General features: G+C 58.7%; 24 protein-coding genes, 1 tRNA gene and 1 other annotated feature. Of the genes, 13 read left to right on the top strand and 12 right to left on the bottom strand.

The genetic code is table 11. The features are described from left to right. Nucleotides 1-229 precede the first annotated feature (229 nt). The 6 genes from ACTG2J_RS04595 to ACTG2J_RS04620 all read left to right on the top strand — a co-directional run bounded on the left by ACTG2J_RS04595 (nt 230) and on the right by ACTG2J_RS04620 (nt 4107). Nucleotides 230-619, top strand: a complete 390-nt coding sequence (locus tag ACTG2J_RS04595; RefSeq protein WP_064341052.1) for a type IV pilin protein — start codon at nt 230-232, stop codon at nt 617-619. Nucleotide 620: 1 nt separating this feature from the next. Beyond that, nucleotides 621-1040: a GspH/FimT family pseudopilin gene (locus ACTG2J_RS04600; protein WP_005338751.1), complete on the top strand. Its 420-nt coding sequence runs from the start codon at nt 621-623 to the stop codon at nt 1038-1040. Further along, nucleotides 1037-1429, top strand: a complete 393-nt coding sequence (locus tag ACTG2J_RS04605) for a type IV pilus modification PilV family protein (RefSeq protein WP_005358533.1) — start codon at nt 1037-1039, stop codon at nt 1427-1429. Before ACTG2J_RS04600 ends, ACTG2J_RS04605 begins: the two co-directional genes overlap by 4 nt. Beyond that, nucleotides 1423-1983, top strand: a complete 561-nt coding sequence (locus tag ACTG2J_RS04610) for a PilW family protein (protein WP_257687644.1) — start codon at nt 1423-1425, stop codon at nt 1981-1983. Before ACTG2J_RS04605 ends, ACTG2J_RS04610 begins: the two co-directional genes overlap by 7 nt. Next, nucleotides 1980-3611, top strand: coding sequence for a DUF7305 domain-containing protein (locus ACTG2J_RS04615; protein WP_439997243.1), 1632 nt, complete (start codon nt 1980-1982; stop codon nt 3609-3611). Before ACTG2J_RS04610 ends, ACTG2J_RS04615 begins: the two co-directional genes overlap by 4 nt. Before the next feature lie 94 nt (nt 3612-3705). Next, a complete protein-coding gene (locus tag ACTG2J_RS04620) occupies nt 3706-4107 on the top strand; it encodes a VOC family protein (protein ID WP_005338740.1) in 402 nt (133 codons plus the stop codon). A gap of 119 nt (nt 4108-4226) precedes the next feature. Here the strand turns inward: ACTG2J_RS04620 and ACTG2J_RS04625 are convergent, their stop codons facing one another. From ACTG2J_RS04625 to ACTG2J_RS04640, 4 genes are all read right to left on the bottom strand, one after another. Beyond that, a complete protein-coding gene (locus tag ACTG2J_RS04625; protein ID WP_439988955.1) occupies nt 4227-5705 on the bottom strand; it encodes a carboxypeptidase M32 in 1479 nt (492 codons plus the stop codon). Between the two features lie 138 nt (nt 5706-5843). Beyond that, nucleotides 5844-6425 (bottom strand): DNA endonuclease SmrA, encoded by a 582-nt coding sequence (smrA, locus tag ACTG2J_RS04630; protein WP_005338734.1) that lies wholly within the window; start codon nt 6423-6425, stop codon nt 5844-5846. A gap of 187 nt (nt 6426-6612) precedes the next feature. Beyond that, entirely contained in the window at nt 6613-6792 is a 180-nt protein-coding gene (locus ACTG2J_RS04635) for a DUF3149 domain-containing protein (RefSeq protein WP_005338733.1), read from the bottom strand. Nucleotides 6793-6928: 136 nt separating this feature from the next. Beyond that, nucleotides 6929-7816 carry a TraB/GumN family protein gene (locus ACTG2J_RS04640; protein WP_439997244.1) on the bottom strand — a complete coding sequence of 296 codons (888 nt, stop codon included), beginning with the start codon at nt 7814-7816 and terminating at the stop codon, nt 6929-6931. 87 nt (nt 7817-7903) lie between these two features. Between ACTG2J_RS04640 and ACTG2J_RS04645 the strand changes: the two genes are divergently transcribed. Continuing rightward, nucleotides 7904-8236 (top strand): DUF1904 family protein, encoded by a 333-nt coding sequence (locus ACTG2J_RS04645; protein WP_439997245.1) that lies wholly within the window; start codon nt 7904-7906, stop codon nt 8234-8236. 91 nt (nt 8237-8327) lie between these two features. On the opposite strand, the gene ACTG2J_RS04650 is transcribed toward ACTG2J_RS04645, so the two are convergent. From ACTG2J_RS04650 to ACTG2J_RS04680, 7 genes are all read right to left on the bottom strand, one after another. Further along, nucleotides 8328-9155 (bottom strand): SDR family oxidoreductase, encoded by an 828-nt coding sequence (locus ACTG2J_RS04650; RefSeq protein ID WP_439997246.1) that lies wholly within the window; start codon nt 9153-9155, stop codon nt 8328-8330. A gap of 89 nt (nt 9156-9244) precedes the next feature. Next, the gene (locus tag ACTG2J_RS04655) at nt 9245-9934 is read right to left on the bottom strand and encodes a YccT family protein (RefSeq protein WP_167564720.1); all 690 of its coding nucleotides are present in this window, start codon (nt 9932-9934) and stop codon (nt 9245-9247) included. 95 nt (nt 9935-10029) lie between these two features. Then, nucleotides 10030-11172, bottom strand: coding sequence for a porin (locus ACTG2J_RS04660; RefSeq protein ID WP_167564719.1), 1143 nt, complete (start codon nt 11170-11172; stop codon nt 10030-10032). 500 nt (nt 11173-11672) lie between these two features. After that, entirely contained in the window at nt 11673-13610 is a 1938-nt protein-coding gene (locus ACTG2J_RS04665; protein WP_439997247.1) for a methyl-accepting chemotaxis protein, read from the bottom strand. Nucleotides 13611-13715: 105 nt separating this feature from the next. Further along, nucleotides 13716-14600, bottom strand: a complete 885-nt coding sequence (locus ACTG2J_RS04670) for a DMT family transporter (RefSeq protein WP_439997248.1) — start codon at nt 14598-14600, stop codon at nt 13716-13718. 187 nt (nt 14601-14787) lie between these two features. Continuing rightward, nucleotides 14788-14864: transfer RNA gene (locus ACTG2J_RS04675), tRNA-Arg, on the bottom strand. A gap of 50 nt (nt 14865-14914) precedes the next feature. Beyond that, entirely contained in the window at nt 14915-16069 is a 1155-nt protein-coding gene (locus ACTG2J_RS04680) for a flagellar assembly protein FlgT (RefSeq protein WP_113739022.1), read from the bottom strand. A 201-nt stretch (nt 16070-16270) separates the two neighbouring features. Between ACTG2J_RS04680 and ACTG2J_RS04685 the strand changes: the two genes are divergently transcribed. Continuing rightward, nucleotides 16271-16891, top strand: coding sequence for a FlgO family outer membrane protein (locus ACTG2J_RS04685; RefSeq protein ID WP_005338718.1), 621 nt, complete (start codon nt 16271-16273; stop codon nt 16889-16891). 10 nt (nt 16892-16901) lie between these two features. Then, nucleotides 16902-17327, top strand: coding sequence for an LPP20 family lipoprotein (locus ACTG2J_RS04690; protein WP_005338717.1), 426 nt, complete (start codon nt 16902-16904; stop codon nt 17325-17327). 77 nt (nt 17328-17404) lie between these two features. Here the strand turns inward: ACTG2J_RS04690 and pheA are convergent, their stop codons facing one another. Next, nucleotides 17405-18577 carry a prephenate dehydratase gene (pheA, locus tag ACTG2J_RS04695; protein WP_005338715.1) on the bottom strand — a complete coding sequence of 391 codons (1173 nt, stop codon included), beginning with the start codon at nt 18575-18577 and terminating at the stop codon, nt 17405-17407. 38 nt (nt 18578-18615) lie between these two features. Continuing rightward, nucleotides 18616-18737 (bottom strand) — a sequence feature (Phe leader region). A 170-nt stretch (nt 18738-18907) separates the two neighbouring features. Here pheA and ACTG2J_RS04700 point away from each other — a divergent pair. The 4 genes from ACTG2J_RS04700 (at nt 18908) to ACTG2J_RS04715 (ending at nt 21411) form a co-directional block, all read left to right on the top strand. Continuing rightward, nucleotides 18908-19519, top strand: a complete 612-nt coding sequence (locus tag ACTG2J_RS04700) for an HAD family hydrolase (RefSeq protein WP_252656048.1) — start codon at nt 18908-18910, stop codon at nt 19517-19519. Nucleotides 19520-19537: 18 nt separating this feature from the next. Further along, complete coding sequence (locus tag ACTG2J_RS04705; protein WP_005338699.1) at nt 19538-19816, top strand: DUF6482 family protein; 279 nt, start codon at nt 19538-19540, stop codon at nt 19814-19816. A 79-nt stretch (nt 19817-19895) separates the two neighbouring features. Continuing rightward, nucleotides 19896-20732, top strand: coding sequence for a hypothetical protein (locus tag ACTG2J_RS04710; protein ID WP_042080710.1), 837 nt, complete (start codon nt 19896-19898; stop codon nt 20730-20732). Nucleotides 20733-20838: 106 nt separating this feature from the next. Continuing rightward, the gene (locus ACTG2J_RS04715; RefSeq protein ID WP_252656046.1) at nt 20839-21411 is read left to right on the top strand and encodes a DUF3157 family protein; all 573 of its coding nucleotides are present in this window, start codon (nt 20839-20841) and stop codon (nt 21409-21411) included. Nucleotides 21412-21528 lie beyond the last annotated feature (117 nt).

Genomic DNA, 21528 nt, shown 5'->3' on the forward strand with positions numbered 1-21528 from the left:
ATAACGGACGGGTCGTAGGCACGATTGGCCTAGCTTTATTTGCTTAGCGAGATTAGTGGCGGCGAAAACTGCTTAAAAATTAATAACAGATCACATAACTATCTTTTTTACATTGAGTGTGGTGATTTTGTGTTGTTCAATCGAGTTAGTTAATTTTTGATGATTATTAAGTCATCACATCTGCGGCCTTAGGCCGACCAATAACAACAACACTTGCCAAGGATGATAAGTGAACGACTGTAAGGCATGGCCCCATTGCCGTGGGTTTAGTCTGATCGAGTTGTTGATCGCCATGACGGTTGTCAGCATTCTCGCGGCCATCGCGTTGCCAGCGTATCAGGGTTATCTGCAACAGGGACGTCGTTACGAAGCGCAGCAACAATTGCTGGAGCAGGCGCTCGCCCTTGAACGTATCTATACCCAACAGGGCCGTTATCCAGACACGTTTGATACCCATTCCAACACGGATTTCTACCAGTTCAGCTACAGCCAGCAAGATGCTGGCGACTACCTGCTCAAAGCCATTCCAACGACGCGACAACAGGATGAGTGCGGCACTCTGACCCTCGATCAAACCGGTTATCGCGCGGCCAATCGCCATGACTGCTGGGGATCATAAGATGAACGTGCGCGGATTTACTCTGATTGAGTTGATGATCACGGTCGGCATCGCCGCCATTTTGCTATTGGTCGGGTTGCCCTCCATGAGTCAGCGCCTCGCGGCCGAACGGCTCGATCGCAGTGCGACCGAACTCGCGTCAGCCTACCGCTTTGCCCGCAGCGAAGCGGTCAAGCTGACCCTGCCGGTGGTACTGCAGGGCACCGAGAACGGTGGCTGGGAGGTGATGGCTGACAGCAAGTTGCTGCGTCAGGCGGCAGCACCTGCTGGCGGAGTGGTGATCAAGCCGTTTGACCCCATCCAGATCGCGCCAACCGGCAGCAGCAGCCACGCCGAGATCATTCTGGCCAATCGCCTCGGTGAGCAGCGGGTGCTCTGCGTGGCCCCGAGCGGCCAGCTGCTGCAAGGGAGCTGTTCATGAGACACGCTGCACTTGCCCGCCAGCAGGGCTTCAATCTGGTGGAGATCATGGTCTCCATGGTGTTGGCGGTGATGGTGTTTCTCGGTCTCGCCAAGGGGCAGGTGGTCTCGTTGCAGCAGGCGCATTACAGCTTGCAGAGCACGCTGGCCACGATCGAGGCGAGCAACAGCGTGGAGCAGATCTGGAGCTCGCTGTGTGAAGTGCAGCGCAAGCCCGAGCGGTTCACCCAGGCCGATTTTCTTGCCCGCTTCACCCTGCAGGATGGCCACCGGTTGGTGCTACCGAACCGTTATAGCGACAACTTTGTGGTCGCTATCGAGTGGCAGGATGAGCGGGTCTCCGGCGCCAAGCGGGTGGAGCTGAACGCAGGATTTCCGCCCTTATGCTGAGCGTCCCCTCACGGCAACGAGGTGTCAGTCTCGTCGAGCTGATGATCTCCATGGTGCTCGGTCTGATGCTGATGCTGGCGATTTTTGCCGGTTACGCCCCGATCAAGAGCACGGTCGAGCAGAGCAAGGCGTTGGAGCAGGCGAACGAAGTGCTGCGCTTTGCCACTCTCACCTTTACCAACAGCATCAAGCAGGCGGATCAGCTGATAGCAGTGACCCCTGAGCGCCTGACGCTGGCCTTCAAGGTAGAGGGGGGCAGTCCGGTGCTATCCTGCCTTGGCAACCAGAAAACCGCCGATTTTACCGAGCAGTACCGCTTCACGCCGCCAGTACTCAGTTGCGATGACGGAGATGGCCCGCGCCTGTTGCTGGCCCATCTTCAGGATCTTGAATTCGTCCAGCAGGGGGCAGTGGTCAATATCCGCATCTTGCCCGAAGGGCTGCCGAGCTATCTGGCACCGGGAGTAGAGGTGCAGGTGGCCCGCCGTAAGGCGGTCTGGGAGGCAGCGTTGGCCACATCCGGTGCCAACGCCACAGCAGGGGGAGCGGGATGAACAAGGGATTGCAGGGGCAGCGGGGAGCCGTACTGCTGGTGGTGCTGGTGGTGAGCCTGCTGTCGAGTCTGCTGGTGTTTACCAGCATTCAGGAGAACCAGTTGCAGACTCGCCTGAGCGGCAATTTTCACAAGAAGATCAATGCGCAGCTCAGTGCCGAGCAGGGGATGAACGACAGTTATCGCGCCCTGCATCAGGCCCTTGGCGCCGAACCTAGGATAGAGTGGGCTCAACTGGTGCAGAAGGTGCCAAGCAATGGCGAAGGAGCCATGGCGGGCAGCCGCTTTCGCATCGAGCAGCTTGATGCCTCCGCCGGCAGCAAGCTGGCGTTGCAGAGCCATGGCCGCTATCTGGAGGGGAATGCCAGCCTCAACGCGCTGTTTGCCCTTAAGCGCGAGCCGGGTAATCTCATCTTTCAGGATTCGGTGGTGGCGTGTGAAGGGCTAAGCCTCTCCGGTAGCGGTTTTATCGACAGCTACGATTCGCGCAAGGGGGCGTACAAGGAGTCTGTTTCCGGGACTCTTAATCAGGGGCAAAACGCCAAGGTGGCGACTGTCAGCGACAAGGCCAATGTAGTGCTCGCCGGGCACTCCCCCATCTGGGGTGATGTGCGGGCGACCGGCTCGGTGACCTTGAACGGCTCTTCACCTGTTGCAGGTAATGTACTTGCTGGCGGCGATATCACCATTTCTCCCTCTGATGGGGTCGTCAGGGTTGAGGGCAGCGTAAACGGGAGTGGAAATTTTGCCTTGCAAGGGGGGCATATTGCCGGAGCTGTTGCAATCAATGGTGATGTCTCTATGGGTCATGGCACAAGCATTGCTGGCGACAAGTTGAACTATGGTGGGAACGGGGCATTCCTTGATGCCAAGCATCAGAAGTATCTGGATCCCCAATACCGCACTCATCCCAAGCTGCCACCGGTAGCCGGGCAGGTGTGTGACCCGCTCAATGTGGCCGCGCTGCCCAAATCGTTCCCTCCTGCAACGCTGCCCATCAATGGCCCGCTGACGCTCGGGGCCACCCAGCAGATGGTGCTGACCACGGATCCTGCCACTGGCTCGGTCACCAGCAACAACCAGCATAAGCCCGGGCTGCCGCTACCCGGCAAGGGGGAGTTGTTTGGCAAGGAGCAGACCGTTTACAAGCTCGACAGTCTCAATATGGGGGCCGATGCCAGTCTCACCATCAAGGGGGATGTGGTGCTGCTGATCGACAAGGATTTCACCATGACTGGCAGCAACAAGTTGACGGTGAGCGAGGGCAGTAGTCTGACCCTGATCGTCAGCGGCAAGGTCGATCTTGGGGCCGGTGCTGAGGTGACGGCAGCCAAGCAGGGGCTGACCGCTGGCGGTACGCCTGCTATCTCCATCTATTCCGCCTATAGCGGCAAGGATGGGATCAAGCTGTCGGGCAATACCCCGCTCTATGCCGCCCTCTATGCCCCGCTGACCGAGATGCAGATCAGCGGAAGTGGCGGTCTGTACGGGGCGGTGCGGGCAAAATACCTGACCGAGAGTGGCGCGGGCGGTGTGCACTATGACGAGGCGCTGGGCATGGCAGATCTGGGGGACGATCAGGGGCCGCCGCCGACACTGGCGCTGCGGCAGTGGCACTTTGTGCAGTGAGGCTGGCGAGCCGCTAAAAAGGATCGAACGGGGCGCGCAACTGTGAGAAGGTGGAGATCTGTCCACCCAGCCATTCACTGTTGAGGAGAGCTCCATGCCAGGCCCCGCTCGCGCCGGTGCCCTGATCTATGCCAAGGATCCGGGCCTGCTGACCCACTTTTACCGTACATTGCTGCAGATGGTGGTCTGCAGTCAGGATGAGCAGCTGGTGGTGCTGGAAAACAGCGATATCCAGCTGCTGATCCACGCCATTCCCGAGCCTTATGCCGGGCAAGTTGTTATCAAGCGGCCGCCAGCACTGCGGGAAGAGGGGGCCATCAAGCTGTTCTTCACCGTATCCAGCCTCGCCTGGGCGGAAGCGAAGGCGGCGGATCTCGGCGGCGGTTTGCTGCCACAGCAGTGGACAGGGCCCGGCTTTGTGGTGCGCAACGCCTTCGATCCGGAGGGCAATATCCTGCAACTGCGCGAGTTGCTGGGTTCCCCTGATCCTCTCTGAATTTTCTCTTTTGACAGCATGGTGGTGGCGGCCTGCTGTGCCATGCACCGCCATAAAAACGGGGCCCTGTAGTGGTCAACTAAAAAGGGCCCCGCTCTGCTGTTAGCTTACTGCGCTCATTACTTCAGGTAGCGCTGTTCCAGATGCTGGCGCAGCCAGTGTGGGTTGAGCGCTTCACCGGTGGCGCGGCGCACCAGCTCGTCGGTGCTGTGCAGACTCCCCTGTGACCAGATGTTGCGTCCGAGCCAGCCGAAGATCTCCGGCAGGCGGCCCGCCGCGATCACCTCACCCATGCTGCCCAGCTCTTTTTCGAGGGCAAAACGCAGCTGGGCGGCATACATGGCACCCAGGGTGTAACTCGGGAAATAGCCAAACGAGCCGTCGGTCCAGTGAATATCCTGCATGCAGCCATTGCGGTAGTTGCCCTTGGTGGAGAGCCCCAGCCACTGCTGCATCTTGGCGTCCCACAGCTCGGGGATGTCGGCCACCTCGATCTTCCCTTCCACCAGATCGCGCTCCAGCTCGTAGCGCAGGATAACGTGGGCCGGATAGGTCACCTCGTCGGCATCGACCCGGATAAAGCCCGGCTCGACCCGGCTGTAGAGCTTGGCCAGATTGTCCGGCGCAAATGCCGCCTGCTCGCCGAAGTGGTGACGAATACGTGGCGCCAGCAGCGCGAGGAAGGTCGGATGATGCCCCAGCTGCATCTCGCAAAACAGGCTCTGGCTCTCGTGGATCGCCATGGAGCGGGCCTCGGCCACCGGCTGGCCCAGCAGATGGCGCGGCAGCCCCTGCTCGTAACGGGCGTGGCCGGTCTCGTGAACTATGCCCATCAGGCTGGAGACAAACTCCTGCTCGTTGTAGCGGGTGGTGATCCGCACATCGGTCGGCACGCCGCCACAGAAGGGGTGACTGCTCACATCGAGGCGGCCGTGTGCGAAATCAAAGCCGAGCAGTCCCATCACCTCCTGACCGAGCGCTTGCTGGGTCGGGATGGGGAAGGGGCCTTGCGGCAGTAGCAGGGCATCGCCCTTCTGCTGTTCACTCACGGTCTGGATAAGAGCCGGCAGCCAGCTGGCCAGATCGCCGAAGATCTGATCGAGCCGCGCGCTGGTCATGCCCGGCTCATAGAGCGCCAGCATGGCGTCGTAGGGGCGCACGCCAAGCGCATCGGCCCGCAGCTGCGCCACTTCACGGGAGAGTTTCACCACCTCCTCGAGATTGGGGGCAAAACCGGCCCAGTCGTTGTTCTTGCGCTGGCTGCGCCAGGCGTGCTCGCACTTGCTGCCAGCGAGCGACAGCGCTTCGACCAGCTCACCGGGCAGCAGGCTTGCATCTTGCCACTGGCGCTTGATCTCGCCGAGGTTGGCACGTTGCACTTCATCGAGCGGTTCGCTCTCGGCCCTGGCAATCCAGTCGCCCAGCTCGGGAGCGGTGCGCTTCTGGTGGATCAGCAGACCGAGTTCGGCCATCGCTTCGGCGCGGGCATTGTTGCCCCCTTCCGGCATCATGGCTGCCTGATCCCAGCCGCAGATGGCGGCGAGGTGGCTAAAGCGGTGGATCTGCTGCTGATGTTGTTCAAGCTTTTGATATGACATGGGATTGTCCTTGTTATCGTCCCTGATGGTATGCCGCCCCGTACCTGGCATGATCGGGGCCGTTCGATGCTAACACCGCCGCTGTATAGTTGACCACCTTCATGCTGGCGGGCCAAAGGTATGGTGGCGAGAGGCGGATTAGCCGAGCCGCTTCTGGTGCCGTTCGCGGTTTTCCGCTTTTTTGCGTTCGCTTTTACGCAGCAGCACGTATAGAGCACCGCTGCCGCCGTGGCGACGCTCGGCACTGTGGATCGCCATGACGGCGGGCAGTTGCGGCAACCAGGCGCTGACATAGCTTTTCAGCAGGGCGCGCGGGGTGCTGCGCTCCCCCTTGCCGTGCAGGATCAGCAGGCAGCGGATATCCCGGACTTCACAATCCGCAATGAACTGCACCAGCGTCTGGCGCGCCTCATTGAGGGTTTTCTGGTGCAAGTCCAGACTTGCCTGCAGCTCATATTTGCCGAGCCGCAGCTTCTTGTAGACCCCCTCCTGCACCCCATCGCGTTTGAAGCCGACGATTTCGTGCGGATCGCGCATCTCGATGGCCTCCATGGTGAGGTGGTCGAGGGCGAGTTGTTCGGCAGTGGCAGCCTGGCGGCGAGCGAGCTGCGCCTCGGTCGGGGCGGATTTGGCCGCATGGGGATGGATGTTGTCGCTGCGAATGGGCCGTACGTCGGCCACTTCATTCATAAATAGCGAGAGTTCGTCGTTATGAGACACGGCAGGCTCCCCATAAGAAAAAGTGGGGGCCATTATAACGGCCGCAACCGGCACAGAAAACGGGGAAAGGGGCAGGTGATAAGGGGCGCCCAGCATGGACACTGGTGCAGTCTGGCCCGGGAATCACAGTCGCGAACCATAAAACAGCACAGGCGGTCAGTGTGAGCTGCCGCCTGTGGTCAGAGGATTATTTGCCCTCTTTGGGTTGTTGAGAATGGGGTTGCTGTGAATGAGGCGGTTGCGAGTGCATCACCTTGTAGATGAAGTAGGCCGCGTAAGAGCTGATCAGCAAGAAGGTGCCGATAATCACCAGCATCGACATCAATCCCACGCTGTTGCCAAACATCAGGTCCAGCCAAAAGTCCATTTTATTGCTCCTGTCACCCGGTTGATGACAGGCATGATAAATACCTCTTTGCCCCGTCCGGGATGATCCCGATCAACTCCCTTGCAGGTTGTTTAATAACCAGTGTGTTCTGTGATCATTCTCACTGGACTCCTTGCTACCGAGCCTGCACAGGGCCCGGTGTGGTGAGCGGGGTAATGCGCCACCCTTGCTGCTCCAGCAACGCCAGCAACCCCTGTTCGCCGTAAAGGTGCAGGGCGCCTACCACGATAAAGCTCTCGTTGGGCAGGGTGGACCATTTTTTCAGCCAGTTATGGTTGCGCTCGGCCAGCAGGGTCTGCTCCATCCAGCTTTGTAGCGCGGGGGGAGCCATCTCCTCCTTGAGCAGATTGATCAGCGTCGCCTCATCTCCCTGCTGCCACGCCTTCATCACGGCGGCGAAACCACTCTCCAGCATCGGTAGCTCATCAAGGGTGCTGGCGAGCATCAGGGTCTGGTTGTCACCCACGCTAGCCAGATAACCGAGCTGCTCCAGCAGGGTTTCAAAGCCCACCACCGGTTTGCCCTCTTTGGCGGCCCGGACGGCAAAGTGCTGGTCTATCCCGAGTTCACTCTTGAAGTCGGAGCGGGCCATGGCGGCCTGGGTCAGGGTAATGGCGGCAAACCATGGGCGCAGGGTGGCGAGGGTCGCCTCGTCGATGCCATAGCGGGCACCCGCCATCAGGGTGCGTTGATAGAGCTCGGCAGGCAGATGATCCTTGAGCGGTTTGCCATCCACCAGTCGGGTGAGGGAGCCGGTCTGTTGCCACTGATCCGGCGTGATGCTGTTCATGTCCACCTCCATCACCAGTGCGCGACTCTGCAGCCAGGCACGCTCCACTGACTCGGGCAGAGGATAGAGGGCTGGTTTGCCCGCATGGATGGAGCCCAGCAGCCAGTGTTGCTGGTTGCCCTTGCTCACCCGATAGAAGGCGGGATCGGCAAAGGCGTGCAGCGGTAGCAGCAGGCAGAGCAGGAAGGCAAAGAGGGTGCGATGAAATCTCATGGGGATCCTTAATATGCGCCGGGTGACTTCTCTTGCTGACATAACCCCTATGATAAGTCCTCATTTCAGATAACCAAGAGGTTTGCCATGCCCCATCTTCGTTTTCGCGCCGTGACGCTCGATACCCTGCAACAGGTGAGCGGCCCGCTGCTGGCCGAGCTTTGCGAGCTGACCGGCGGCAAGCCGGAGTTTGTCACCATGGAGCAGGTGGAGAGCTGCTGGATCCGCAACGGCGAGCCAGAGACGGGTTTTCCGTTTGTTGAGCTGCACTGGTTCGAGCGGCCACAAGAGATGCAGGACGCGGCCGCGCACCTTATCACGCGCCATTTGAAACGGGTGCTGGGGGAGCAGACCTATGTGGTGGTGCAGGTGATCCCTCTGGTCAAGAGCGCCTACTACAGCAATGGCGAGCACTATTGAAGAGAGGGACAAACCAGGTTGGCGGGACGGGTGACGCCGCTACCCGGCTAACGCCACTTGGGCGGCAGGATGCTTGTCGCCAATCACGGGATCAGGCCGATTTGGCCAGCAGTTTATCGAGCCAGCGAGTGGGCAATACCCGTCGCAAGAAGGCAAACAGCCGGGTCGGAGTGGTCACCGGATAGCGTGCCTTGGGATGGGCGTGGGTCAGCGCATGGAGCAGCGGCGGGATGCAGGCTTCGCTTGGGAGGGTAAAGCCGCTGGTGGCCCCCTCTTTTTCCAGCCGCGTCAGGGTCTGGCGGTAGGCCGATTGATGACGGCTCTGGGCCGGGTCGATGTGGCGCAAGAAGGCGCTGCGGGCATTGGCACGAAAACGGGTATCGATGGGGCCCGGTTCAATCAGGCTGATATGTACCCCGCTACCCGCCAGTTCGAGGCGCAGGGTATCGCTATAGCCTTCCAGCGCAAATTTGCTGGCGTTGTAGGCGCCGCGATACTTCATGACAACCAGTCCCAGCACCGAGCTGTTCTGCACTATCCGCCCCTCTTTGGCCTCCAGCATCGGCGGCAGCACCTGACGGATCAGATGGTGCCAGCCAAACAGGTTGGTATTGAACTGCTCCCTGAGCGCTTCGGTGGGCAGATCTTCCAGTGCTCCGGGTTGGCCATAAGCGCCATTGTTGAACAGGCCATAGAGGTGCCCGCCTGCCAGATGGAGCGCCGCACTGGCACCCAGCTCGATGGAAGCAGGGTCCGCCAGATCCAGCTGAACTGCCAGCAATCCCTGTTGCTGCAAACGGGCCACATCTTCCGCCTTGCGCGCCGAGGCGATCACGGTAAAACCGTGCTGCCCCAGCGCCTGTGCGGCGGCGAGGCCAATACCGCTGGAACAACCGGTGATCAGAACAAAACGGGGCATGATGGGAAATCTCTATGCGATGTATCGCTTGAGGATACATGAAACAAAAGCCCGCATAAAAGCGGGCTAAGTGTGATAAACAGTACTTCTTACAGGTTTTGCGCTGCCCAAGAGATAAAATCGCGTTTCTCGGTTGGGGTCATTTTGTCAAACCAGAATCGCGCTTGTTGGGAAGCTGAGCCACTGATATCGGAAGGCTGAATGGGTTTTGTGGCTACTGCTGCGGGAATCACGTTGCTGCCTTGTGTCGGCAAGTCATATACGTTTTTCACATTACCCTGCATTGCTCCTGCCAGTTGAGGTAGCGCCGCTGGTTGGTTGCTACGGTTAAATGCGTCAAGCTCTTCGCCAAAATTACGAAGCACGGACATATTGGTCATAGAGACCAGCTCACCAAGTTTGTATGAAACGGTGTTGCCGGATGACGAGAGTTTCCATTGTGGTTGTTTGTCAAACGCCTCTCCTCGTTCCCATGTTTGCAACCTCGGTGCTTCTACCGATATCGCTTGGTTTGCAGCATTAAATGTCAATACATGTACATGAGAGTTATATTTTTTTGTATTGTTTTTATCTTTGACTAATTGAGAGATTTTAATCGCAATTTGATTGTCTCCGTCGGGCAAAGATTGATTGTCTACCTTGCCAATAAACAGCGGGGAGTCAACCGGAATACCATTGACCGCAACGAGTTCTACCCCTCTGCCTATTTCCAGATTGACTGCAGCCTGACTGACAGAGGGTAGTGTGGCGATTAATGCTGCCATAATGGTCTTTTTCATTTCTGGTTTACCTCTTGTCTTCATCACAACTAAAAAGGCGGGCCCTGTAAGGGCCCGCCAAGTAGGCATTAAATACAGGGAACACAAGCCAGGGTTTAGAAGTAGTATTCTACGCCCATGCCCAGACCAAACTCTTTATCACCATCTTGTACCACTGACAGACCACGGCGCTGCAGATAGTAAGGACGAACATAGGCAACGGCCGAGTCATCCAGGAAGTACATGACCTGACCGGAGATGATGGAGTCGCTGAACTCGCTCACCTTAAAGTCGCCAGCGGCAGTTTCAAATTCAGGCTTCAGGTTGGCGGCATAGGCGAGTTTGAACTGCCACAGACCTGTGTTGTATATCGTGGCCAAGGTGTAGCTATCTTGTGACATGCCGTTCAGTTGTGAGGTGCCTACACCGCTAACATCCAAGTCCATGTCGGTATAATCGGCGGTCAGGCGCTTATAGGCACCATAGAAACCGAGGCCATTGTCAAAGTTCAGCTCGAAGCCCAGCAGATAGGCATTTGAGTCGCCTGTTCCTTTACTATGCGTCAGGAGTTCATCAGTTTTAGCTTCAGCGGTCTTCTGCGTTCCATAAAAATGGCCCTCTTCGATTTTGCGGTCAGTACCTTTTTCATAGGTCGCGTGCAGGGTCAGCGGGCCGGTATTGTAGTGAGCGCCCAGGCCATAGAAGTTGGAGCTGGCATCATTGGTATTGTTACCACGGCCCAGCGCCAGGTTGTAGCTGAAGCCACTATGGTTGGCGGAGTCAAAGCGGATCATGTTGGATTGACGATCGTAGTTACCACCACCGATGATGTCGCCGCGCCAGTCCATCACTTTACCGGTAGAGATACTGCTGTACGGCCAGTCAAGCACTTCATAGAGCGGTGTTAGCATACGGCCTGCGCGAACTTTACCTATCCCTTCCCACTCGAAACCACCGAAGGTATCGCGCACCCCCAGCTTGCCGTCACCGCCAGACTCACCGACGTTACCGGATTCGATTTGCCAGATAAACTTGGGGCCGTTGGCAAAATCCTTGCTGCCACGGAAACCGATGCGAGATTCATTTTCGATCTTGATGGGGTTCTCGTATCCGCCATTGGCATCAACGGTTGCCCAGTCAGCACCAGTCCAGGCAGAGATTGCGATCTGGCCATAGATGTCGACATTCTTGATATCTGCATGAGCAGGCAGTGCGAAAGCTGAAGCAATGACAACAGCCAGTGCGGATTTATTGAACATAAGATAGCTCCTGATTTTATGGACTTAGCTTTTTTTCGGCAGTTGGCTGTGTGCCTTCCGCTCGATTATCGGTATTGCAATCAACACCCCGAAGGGCAAAAAATCTTGTCTTGGCTACCTGCAAACCCGGATGTCTTGGCACATCTGTAGTTGGCAGTCCTGATCATCACATGTTGTTTTTTTATGTTCCGATTCTTGGCTATCGGACAACCCCAAGAGTACGTTCGCGGTGCGAAATATCAATGAAAAGTTCCCTCAACGTTTCAAAAGTATGACCGAGTGCAAATAATCATGGGCAAGGTCGTAAACAGCCTCATGGCAGGTATCACGGTGATGAGAGCGTTTTCTTGGTGTCGCCGCCAGCACTGGTGCGGTTTTTCCTCCGGTACGGGCGAAGCGCTGCCAGTTAACCAGTCGGTAACAGATAATTTTGTGCTACAAAAAAACTTTCCCTCTGGTCGAGGGAAAGTGAGCTGGCAAAGATTTGGGGCGAATAGGGTTCAGCCTTGCTGGCCGAGGATGCGGGGGATCTGCTGCGCCTGATGGTGGATATGGGAGGAGACCTGGACCGAGAGCTGACTCACCTGACGGGCATGCTGATGGATACGGGTGATCAGATCGGCAAAACTGGCCAGTTTGTGCTCCTGACTTTTGGCGTTGTCGGCGCCCTGCAGGGCGATCACTGCGGTGTTGCGGGCGATCTCCCTCACTGCCTGGGTAGTCTGGCGCAGTTGTTCCGCCTGCGCCCGCTGGCGGCTTGATTCGCTGGTGATCCGGTTCAGTACAGTGCCAAGTTGTTCGCCGGATTGGGTCAGGCGCCCCAGAATATCGGTGATCTGGTTGAGGGATTGCTGGGTATTGGCCGAGAGGTGGCGCACCTCATCGGCGACCACCGCAAAACCGCGTCCCTGTTCCCCTGCGCGGGCCGCTTCGATGGCGGCGTTGAGGGCCAGCAAGTTGGTCTGCTGAGCGATATGACCGATCACATCGACAATGGCCGTCACATCGGCAACCGAGCGGGTGAGGGCTTGCAGCGCCTCATCGCTCTCGTCAATCGCCAGTCCTGTCTGATGAGTGGCGTGCAGCATGCTCCCCACCAGATCTTCGCTCTGGCTCATCGCCTGTTCGTTATGGTGGGCATGCTGGGCGATGTCGGCGGCGACCTGATGGACCTCTCCGGCCAGCTGGTTCAGCTCATCCATCATCTGGCCGCTCTCGTCGACCACCTGTTCGGTGGTGCGGGTGCTGTGGTGGATCTCGTCAACCTGACTGACCATCCCTTGCAGGCTGAGGGATACCGCTGACAGCTGCCCCTCTTTTTGTTGTTGGTCCAGTTGCAGGCGACCGATCAGCCGATTGTAGCTGGCAACAATATCGGCCAGCTCGTTGCGATCGCGCCCGGTAGGCAACGGCTCGGCCTGCCCCGTCTGATCGAGTTGCATAAAAGCTCCGCGCAGTCGCAACAAGGGGGTGAGCAGCCAACGTCGTTGCACCAGCGCAAACAGCAGGGCGACTATCACCAGACAGAGCGCTAGCGTGCCGAGGATGGTGGCCAGCTCCTGATTGACGGCTTGCCGTTCGCGGGCAAGTTGTTCCCCCATCTGTCTGGTCGCTTGCAACATGGCCATGATGTCTTGCTGCACGGTCTGGCGGCCAGCCTGTTGCTGTTGTAGCGCCGTGCGGCTGTTGGCCAGCTCCTGTGGATAGCGGCCCAGCAGCGAGCGTAATTCGCTGCGCGGTTGATCTCCCAGCTCCTTTCGTACCGGGTCCCCCAGCGTGAACTCATCGGCGGGCGCCTCTTCATACAGGCCGAGCAGCGGCAAGGCTTGCAGCGCTTGGGCCTGTTTTTGCAGTTCCTCCAGCACGAAGCGGATCCCTTCGAGCAGCTTCTCATTGCCCTGTTCCATATAGCTTTGGCGCAAATGGGCGAGGCGCGGCAGGCTCGCGAGGATCTCGGCTGCGCCGCTGCGATATTGCTGTGCTGCGGCAGATTGTTCCGTGCTGGCGCCTTGCTCCCCATAGCGGATCAGCGCCATGGCCTGGCTGCCCAGCTCACTCTCCGCATTTTGCAGCAGCAGCTGACTGTTGCCCGAGAGCTTGCCTGCGGCCTGATAGTCGTGCGCGATGCGCTGCGCCATCTGCTCGAGTTGCTGTCTGAGCGGGGCTGCCACGGCATCATCCTGAGCGGCCAGCGAGGAGAGCGCTTGCTGGCGGATCTTCTCCGCTGCTGTCAGTTGTTGCGGATCGCCGCTGTTGAGGTAGTCACGCAGGCTGTTTTGCAGGGTCACCGTCACCAGTTGTTGCAGCGTCTCGTGCTGATGCTGGGCCTGATTGGTATGGGCAAGCTGTTGCCAGCCGTGGTAGAGGGCCAGCGCCTGTCCTCCCGCAACCAGTAACAAAACAAGGGAGGATAGGGTGGCGTAATGGGCGATTTTCACGGGGTAATTCCTGTCAGCACAGACCATGGGGGAGCGTGGCCAGAGCCTAAACAGGGATGATGGCGTTTTTATGACAGCACGGTCAGGTAGCCCTATCTTGCCGGCTTAACTGGTTGGGGATACCTGAGCGCTGTTGCGTTGGCCCAGCATACCGAGCAGGGCGCCTCCCATGATAAGTGCACCGGCCAGCAGATGGCGCGAGGTCAGCTCTTCTCCGTTCAATGCCACTAACAGCAAAGTACTCAGCAGCGGTGTCAGGTAGGCAAGGGCACCGATCCGGCGTGGATCGCCGTCTCGCAGTGCCAGATACCAGGTCACAAAGGCCGCCCCCATGGGGCCCAGCGCCAGCCCGATGATGAGGCTCCAGTCCCTGGTGGGGATCTGCGCGAGCAGCAGGGGCCCCTCCAGCAGACGGGCAAGCAGCAGCGCCAGCAAACCTGCGGGCAGGCAGGCTGCCGCAGTGACCACGGCAGGGGCTGGCGGCAGACGGCGTGATAGCACCGAATAGGCCCCCCAGACGATAGCTGCACCGAGCGCCAACAGGTATCCCGGCAGATAGGTCTGTTGCAGTTGCAGCTCGCCATTGACCATCACCAGCATGGAACCCGCCAGACCAAAGGCGCCAGCCAGCAGATGACGGGCATGGAGTGGATGGCCGGGCAACAACAGCGGGGTAAACAGAATGATGCAGAGCGGCCAGAGGTAGTTGATGAGGTTGGCCTCCAGCACGGGGGCGTGGCGAAAGCTCATAAAGAGCAGCAGATGGTAGAGCAGCAATGCCGTAACCGTCACCAGCCAGGTAATGGGACGAGCACGCCACTGGCGCCAAAACGGCAAGGCCCCAACCCCGCAGAAAAACAGCACCAGCCCGACCAGCACCAGCGGTGACACGCTGGTGACCCGTGACGTCAGCGCCGCCAGCGAGGCCCATAGCACAATGGTCAGCAGTGCAAAACCGGTGGATCTATCCCACCAAGAACATCCGGACATCCAACACTCCTTTGCAAGATGAAACAGGGCTTGGCCTCAAAGACAAGCCGAAGAGAAGCAGTCTATCAGAGAGCGCATGCTCTGAACGCAGAAAGGAGAGGGTCATTACGGTTGGATGGTCGGATTCATTGTCGCCAAAAACGACCAAGAGGTTAGCATCGTGAAGATGCCAACCCCTTGTTTTGTATGGCGCTCCCGACTGGAGTCGAACCAGTGGCCTGTCTCTTAGGAGGGGACCGCTCTATCCTGCTGAGCTACGGGAGCTGTGTGGCGGGCATTATACAAGAAGCAACTCCCTTTTAAACCCTTGATTCTTATTCCAATACTGCCAAATCCCCATTCTGGATGTTAAACGGCGAATATTTGTTCTGGCTGCTGATGATGGCGCCATCGTCGAATACCTGCACCACTTCGAACAGGCCGTCGGCCGGGTTGCGCATCATGCGCGACTTGCCGTAGGGGTCGATGAAGTCGGCGTTGTGCTGGATGCGGAACTGGTCGCCGAGCTTGACACCGTTGCGCCGTCCCAGATTGATGTAGGGGCCGCGTTCGTTCTGGCCGACCACTCTTGCGGTGACCGGGGCACAGGTGAGCTGGGCTACCAGATCCTGAGCCGCCTGTTGCAACTGGTAGTTGACCTCCTGGCCATAACTTGACTGCCAGAACTGGCCGCTGCTGCTGCCCACTTGCTCCCGCTTGCCAAAGGTCCAGGTGGCGCGCCCTTCGTAGGCCTTGCGGTTGACCAGACTGCCGTTGATGCCATCGAACAGGTAGAGCTGCATGCGAAAGTTGCGTACGGGATCCTCATACCAGCTGGTCAGCTGGTTGCCCTGCGGCTCGATGGAGAGATCGTCGATGCTGCCGAGCACCAGATACTGGCTGTCGGTACGCAGGCTGAGCGCCTTGATCTCTTCGAGGGCACTGCGATCCCCCTGTTGCAGATGCAGCGGGTCGATGCGCAGGTTTTCATCCAGCCACTGGCGCACCGCGACCCCTTGCGGCGCGTTGGCGAGGGTTTCGAACAGTCGTCGCGAGAGGTTCTCAGGCATGTCGTCCATGGCGCCATAGCTTGCTTGATCTGGATAGCGCATCCGCAGCCTCACCAGTGTCAAATCCTTGGCGAAGTGCTGGGTCTGGCAGATCTGGCGTTCGGCCTGAATGTCGGCCACTAGCGTGATGTACATGCGGCCGTTGCGCACCTCTTCCCGCTTGAGCCGGTACTGGCGAATGTCGCCGCCGGAGCGGATCTGGATCTGCTCGGATCGCAGGCTGCCATTTTCCAGACGCTGCACGCTGGAAACGGCCGCGCCGCTGGCTAGCAAGGCTTGACGTAGGGCGTCGCGGGTCGCCTGCTCGCGGGCATAGACCTCATCACCCCCCAGAATGGCGGCGCTGCCCTGCGCTTCGATAAGCTCGGCTCGGGCGCTCAGGCTGGCCAGCAGCAGGGTCAACAGCAGCGGTAATTTCATAGCAGATACCTTGAGTTGGCGGGCAGCCGAGCCATGTTGAGGAAATGGCGCCTGCTGACCGACATGGATCACAACACGTTCCAAGTGGTAGCGCACGTTGGCGCTGACCATTAAAAAAGCAAGAATCATGCCTCATTCCCGGCTCAAGCTTTGTCCGGCGCGTCCGATAATAAGTCAGGTGCAGATACAGGAAAGGTATCCATGAACAAACTCATCACGGCGTTGGCGCTCGCCCTGGCATTGACCGGGTGCGGCTCCGACCCTATCAATCGGGATCAGGGTGACCCCCGCCAGGCGGCGCAGGGGATGGAGCTCAACTGGCTGGTGGCGCGTATGACCGACCAGCTGATGGAGCGCAAATCGCTGACCACCCTGACCGAGCCCATCGCGGTGGCCTCTTTCGTTGATCTCGACACCCTGCAGGATACCAACTGGATGGGGCAGCAGATTGAGGAGAGCTTTATCTACGAGCTCAACCGCCGCGGCGAGGTGGTGGTGGACTTCAAGCTGACCGGTAGCATCAAGGTGACGCCGCAGGGGGACTTCGTGCTGAGCCGCAACTATAAGGAGCTCTCTTCCCGTTTGCCGATCTCCCGCATTCTGGTCGGCACCTTCAGCCGCAATAGCAAGGGGATCCTGGTCAATGCCCGCGTTATCGACATGCGCACCAAGATGGTGGAGACCACGGCCCAGAGCCTGATCCCGCAAAAATATCTGTTCGGTGCCAACAACTCGTTTGGTCGGGCATCGATCAATCGCGGTTATCTGATGCGTGACAGTCAGGCCCGGCCGGGTGGTCATCTGGTCAACCTGACCCCGTGAGGAGCGAGTCATGAAGATCCTGTTTGGTTGCCTGTTGGCACTCTTGCTCACCGGTTGCAGCGGCAACCGGGTGGTGGATTACACCCAGGGTGGCAAACCCGATGATTTTCCGGTGCTCAAGGCGGTGGGGTATGCGGTGATCGACATCCAGCCCGGCCCCTCCCAGTCGGAGAAGATGCTGCAAGCCATTCGCGCTTCCAAGATGGATGCATATCGCGAGCTGGCCGAGCAGCTCAATGGTCAGCAGGTGCGCGGCCAGAGCAGCTATCGTGACCTGACCCAGACCTCCAACTCGCTGGATGTGTCGGTCGCCGGTGTGGTGCGTGGTGCCCGGGTGGTTGCCTCCTATCCGCGCGGCAATACCTATGCCACCGAGATGGAGCTCGATACCCGTGCCCTCTACAACATCAACCAGCTGATGGCCGGTCAGTTCTGAGTTGATGGGCTTGCCGTGAAAACCGGCATCAAAACAAAAGGCGAGCAGGGTGCTCGCCTTTTGTCGTCGTGGGCTGGTTAGCTCCCCATCAGCACCGGCGGCACTGCGGTAGGTTTCACATCCTCGCTCGGGTAGCAGCCCAGCACCTTGATATAGCGGGTGATCTTGGTCAGTTCCACCAGTGCGGCCTGCATCGCCGGGGTCTGCAGGTTGGCGGAGACATCGAGGTAGAACATCTCTTCCCACGGGTTGCCCTGCACCGGACGGGACTCCAGCTTAGTCATGTTGATCTCGTGGCTGCGTAGTACCAGCAGCGCCTCGACCAGCGAACCCGGCTTCTGGGAGGTGGACATGATGAGGGTGGTCTTGGCCGGGATCTGCGGTGCCACGTCGATGGGTTTGCGCGCCACCACGATGAAGCGGCTGTAGTTCTCTTTCTGGTTGGCGAGCTGCTCTGCCAGCACGTCCAAGCCATACAGTTCGCCACCGGCGGCGCTGCCGATGGCGGCGGCCTCCGGGCTGGCCAGCTCTTTCACCTTCATCATGGCGCTGGAGGAGGAGTCGCAGATCTCGTGACGCGCCCCTTCCAGCTTGCTCAGATAGTGGGAGCACTGCTGGAACACCTGCGGGTGGGCATAGAAGGTCTTGATGCGGCCAAGCTCGGTCGGTACGGCGGTGAGGATGCAGTGCTCGATGGGGTAGGTGAGCTCGCCGACGATGGAGAGGCTGGTGTGCTGCATCACGTCATAGACTTCGTTGATGGAGCCCGAGCTGGTGTTCTCGATGGGCAGCACACCGAAGGCGGCGCGGCCTGACTCCACCGCATCCAGCACTTCGCGGAAGTTCTGGCAGTTCACCTCGATCACCTGATCCTTGTAGCGCGCCAGATATTTGCGGGCGGCCAGGCTGGAGTAGGAACCGCGCGGCCCCAGATAGGCGACGCTGGTCATCGGCTCCTGCTGCTCCGGGTTGAGCAGGCTCTGCAGATAGGCCTGCTGGGAGAGCACAGAGTCTTCGATGATGGTGTGATAGATGCGAGTGATGTACTGGGCATCCAACCCAAGCACGCGCCCTTTCTGGATCAGGGCGACCAGCAGCTCCTGCTCCCGCTGGTGGTCACGAATGGGGCGCGGGTTGGCTTGCTTGGCACGGGCGACCTCGATGCTGAGGGTCTTGCGTTTCGCCAGCAGGGCAAGCAGCTCCTGATCCAACCGGGTGATGTCTTGTCTGATCTCGTCGAGCGTTGCCATGATTGTTCCCTATCCAAGTAATCGATTGATATTAATGCAAAAAAAAGCCTCCGCTAGGGGAGGCTAGATTCGTCTTTGCTTTCTGTTCACACGACGACAGGCCTTCCCTCAAGCGGGCCGGATAAACGAGAAAGCAAAGAAGAATGGTGCGTGCATAGGTGTGTCCTTGAAGTAACGTCATAACCATTAAGGGATTTGCCGGTCTGATGCAAGTAAAACTTGCCCGCAGGCGGGGATGGGGGCAGGGTATCCGGTTAAGAAAATGGCGTATGAGCGATGTTCTATAGACTCTGTTTTGATGACTGAAACCCAGTGGGGGAGGTAAAGACGATGGCGATCATTTTCGATCTGGGACGGGTGGTGGTGAGCTGGGATCCGGTAGGCATAGTGCGTTCGGTGCGTGGCCCGCAAGGGGCTGAACAGTTGGCCGAGCAGCTCTTTAACCACTCGGATTGGCTGGAGGTGGACAGAGGCACCATGTCGCTCCACACCATGGCCCGGGAAGCGCAAGCGCGCACCGGCCTTTCGGCGGCACAGAATCTGGCCATTTTACAGGCAGTTCCCGCCTCCCTGCTGCCAGATCCCGCTATGCTAACCCTGATAGCCGAGCTGCACGGGGCGGGGCACACTCTGTATGCCCTCTCCAACATGGGTCATGCCAGCATCGACTGGTTGGAGCAGCATCAGGATTTCTGGCGCTTCTTCAGCGGCAAGGTGGTCTCGGCGCGGGTGCGGATGATGAAGCCGGAGCCGGATATCTACCGCTATCTGCTGGTGTCGTTCGATCTGAAACCGGCAGAGTGTCTCTTCATCGATGACAGTCCCGCCAACATTGCGGCCGCCGAGGCCCTCGGTATCAGGGGGATCGTCTTTACCGACGCGGCGAGTTGTCGTCAGCAACTGGGTGAGCTGGGCTGTTTGCCCGCCACCGGCAGGGGGTGATGCCCCTTTAGGAGCACTATGGAGCATGGCCGGTTTCGCAATTGGCTCAGTCACTATCCCGAGGCGACCCTGATCATCGCCTGCAAGGATGGCAGCGGTTATCAGCTCTGTGTTGAGGCAGAAGGGGAGTGCCTCTGCCTGACCGACAGTGAGGGAGGGCGCCTGACCTTCACCTCGCTGGATCAGGCGCAGGGTTTCTTGCGAGCCCATCGGGTTCACCAAGCAAGATTACGAATTTATGACGCCCAAAATGAAGATTTAGCAGCAGAATCACAGGAAATAATCATCAAGTTTTAATTTTAACCAGACTCTTTAAGGGTCTATTCAGTTTGTTTGCCGCACAATACTGCACCTGTTCATCATCCGGAGCTGTTTAATGGGTGCCAATGTAGTTGTACTGAATCAGGGATATGATCACTCTTTTCAAGCCAGGGAACAGCTGCTGATTGAGCGACTGGCAAGTTTTGACGAGCTGGTTGTCTCTTTTTCGGGACGGTTGGAATCCTGCTACAGCATCGAGTTGTGCCGCGCTGCCGGTGTGAAAATCCACGCAATTACCCTCGATAATCCGACCCGCAGTCGCAGTGAAGTGGCCCGAGCCCGCCGTTATTGCCAGCGTTATGGCATCGATCACTGGGTCATCAAGAGTGACGAGATCGTCTTTTGCGATCGCCTGCCAAATATTGAAGGGCTGATCGACCCGGTTCGCCGCATTGGTGAGTATGTGCAGACTCGTCCGGAATGGACTCATCTGCCGTTACTGGTTCCGGCAGCGGTGGAGGAGCGTGATGATTATCTTGCCCAGTTCGGGTCTCTGCCTGCCAACTCCATCTGGTTTTTTGCCGACAACGGATTGATGCGCCGCGATTATCGTTACGGCTTCAACAAGCGTCAGCTCGGTCGTTGGGGCAAGGGGAGCAACGGTTGCCTCAGCAATCGCTTCACCAATCCACGGCAGCTTGAGCAGCGTTATCTGCGAATGGTGGATCAGGCAGAGCAGATGCTGGCCGACATGGGGCTGGACGAGGCACAGGTCTTTTTCCATACCCTGTGCGACTGCTCCACCACCCTGGCCCGGGTGCGTCTGCCGGAGCATCAGCGTGCGCAGGCCTTTGATATGCAATCGGATATTTTGTCCGCCCTCAAGGGGAGCAAGTTCGATCTGGTGACCCTGGATATGGCACAGAAAGAGCGGCACGATCTCGCCATCTAGCCTGCGGGCAAGCGATGCGGGTGCCAGAACGTGAGTGCCGTCATAGGCAAGGGGCGACGGGACTGTTTATACTGTCGCCCTTTCACCCGTTACCGAGCTTCGCCCAATGAAACCCTTCTCCCGTCTGCTGATTGCCCTGTGCCTCTCCCCCGTATTGGCGCAGGCTGCCCCTCTTTCTCAGGTGACGCTGCCCGATGGTCGGCAGGTTCAGCTCAACGACGACTTCACCTGGGAGTATCTGGTGGTCAAACCGGCCGAGTCCGTAAAGGGCGTGGCTGCTGATGGGAAGGCTGGGGCCGTGGTTGCCGTCGCTGCTCCGGTGCTGACCGATCAGGCCAAGGCCAATCCGGAACTGCTTGCCCAGATGGCGCGTGACGGTGTGGTGGTCAAGCTGGACAAGATCGCGGGATCTGACCCGCTGGTGCTGACCTTTATGGTGAGCAATACCGGCACCCGCAATGTAGTCGGGGTGCGTGGCATGGTGACCCTGTTCAGTGCTGACGGGGTGCAGCTGAGCCGTCAGGAGGCCCGCTTCTGGGTTGCCGAGAACCGCCTGCCGGAAACCTATCTGCGCAAGGGGCAAGCCCGTCCGTCACTGGCCCTCGAGATCCCCCGTCCTGCCGGATTGACCGGTCAGCCGCTGGTGCGGGTTGAAATTGACGAGGTGGTCTTCCGCTGATTTGGCGTTGTTCCGGCCCATGCAAACCGTGTGGGCCGGCAACTTGTTGCCGCTGACACCCCCTGCAATATCTGCTTACATCTGACATGGTTCTGCAACAGCTTGCAGCTCGGCAAG

Source organism: Aeromonas sp. 6P, assembly GCF_051919525.1.
GTDB lineage: Bacteria > Pseudomonadota > Gammaproteobacteria > Enterobacterales > Aeromonadaceae > Aeromonas > Aeromonas veronii.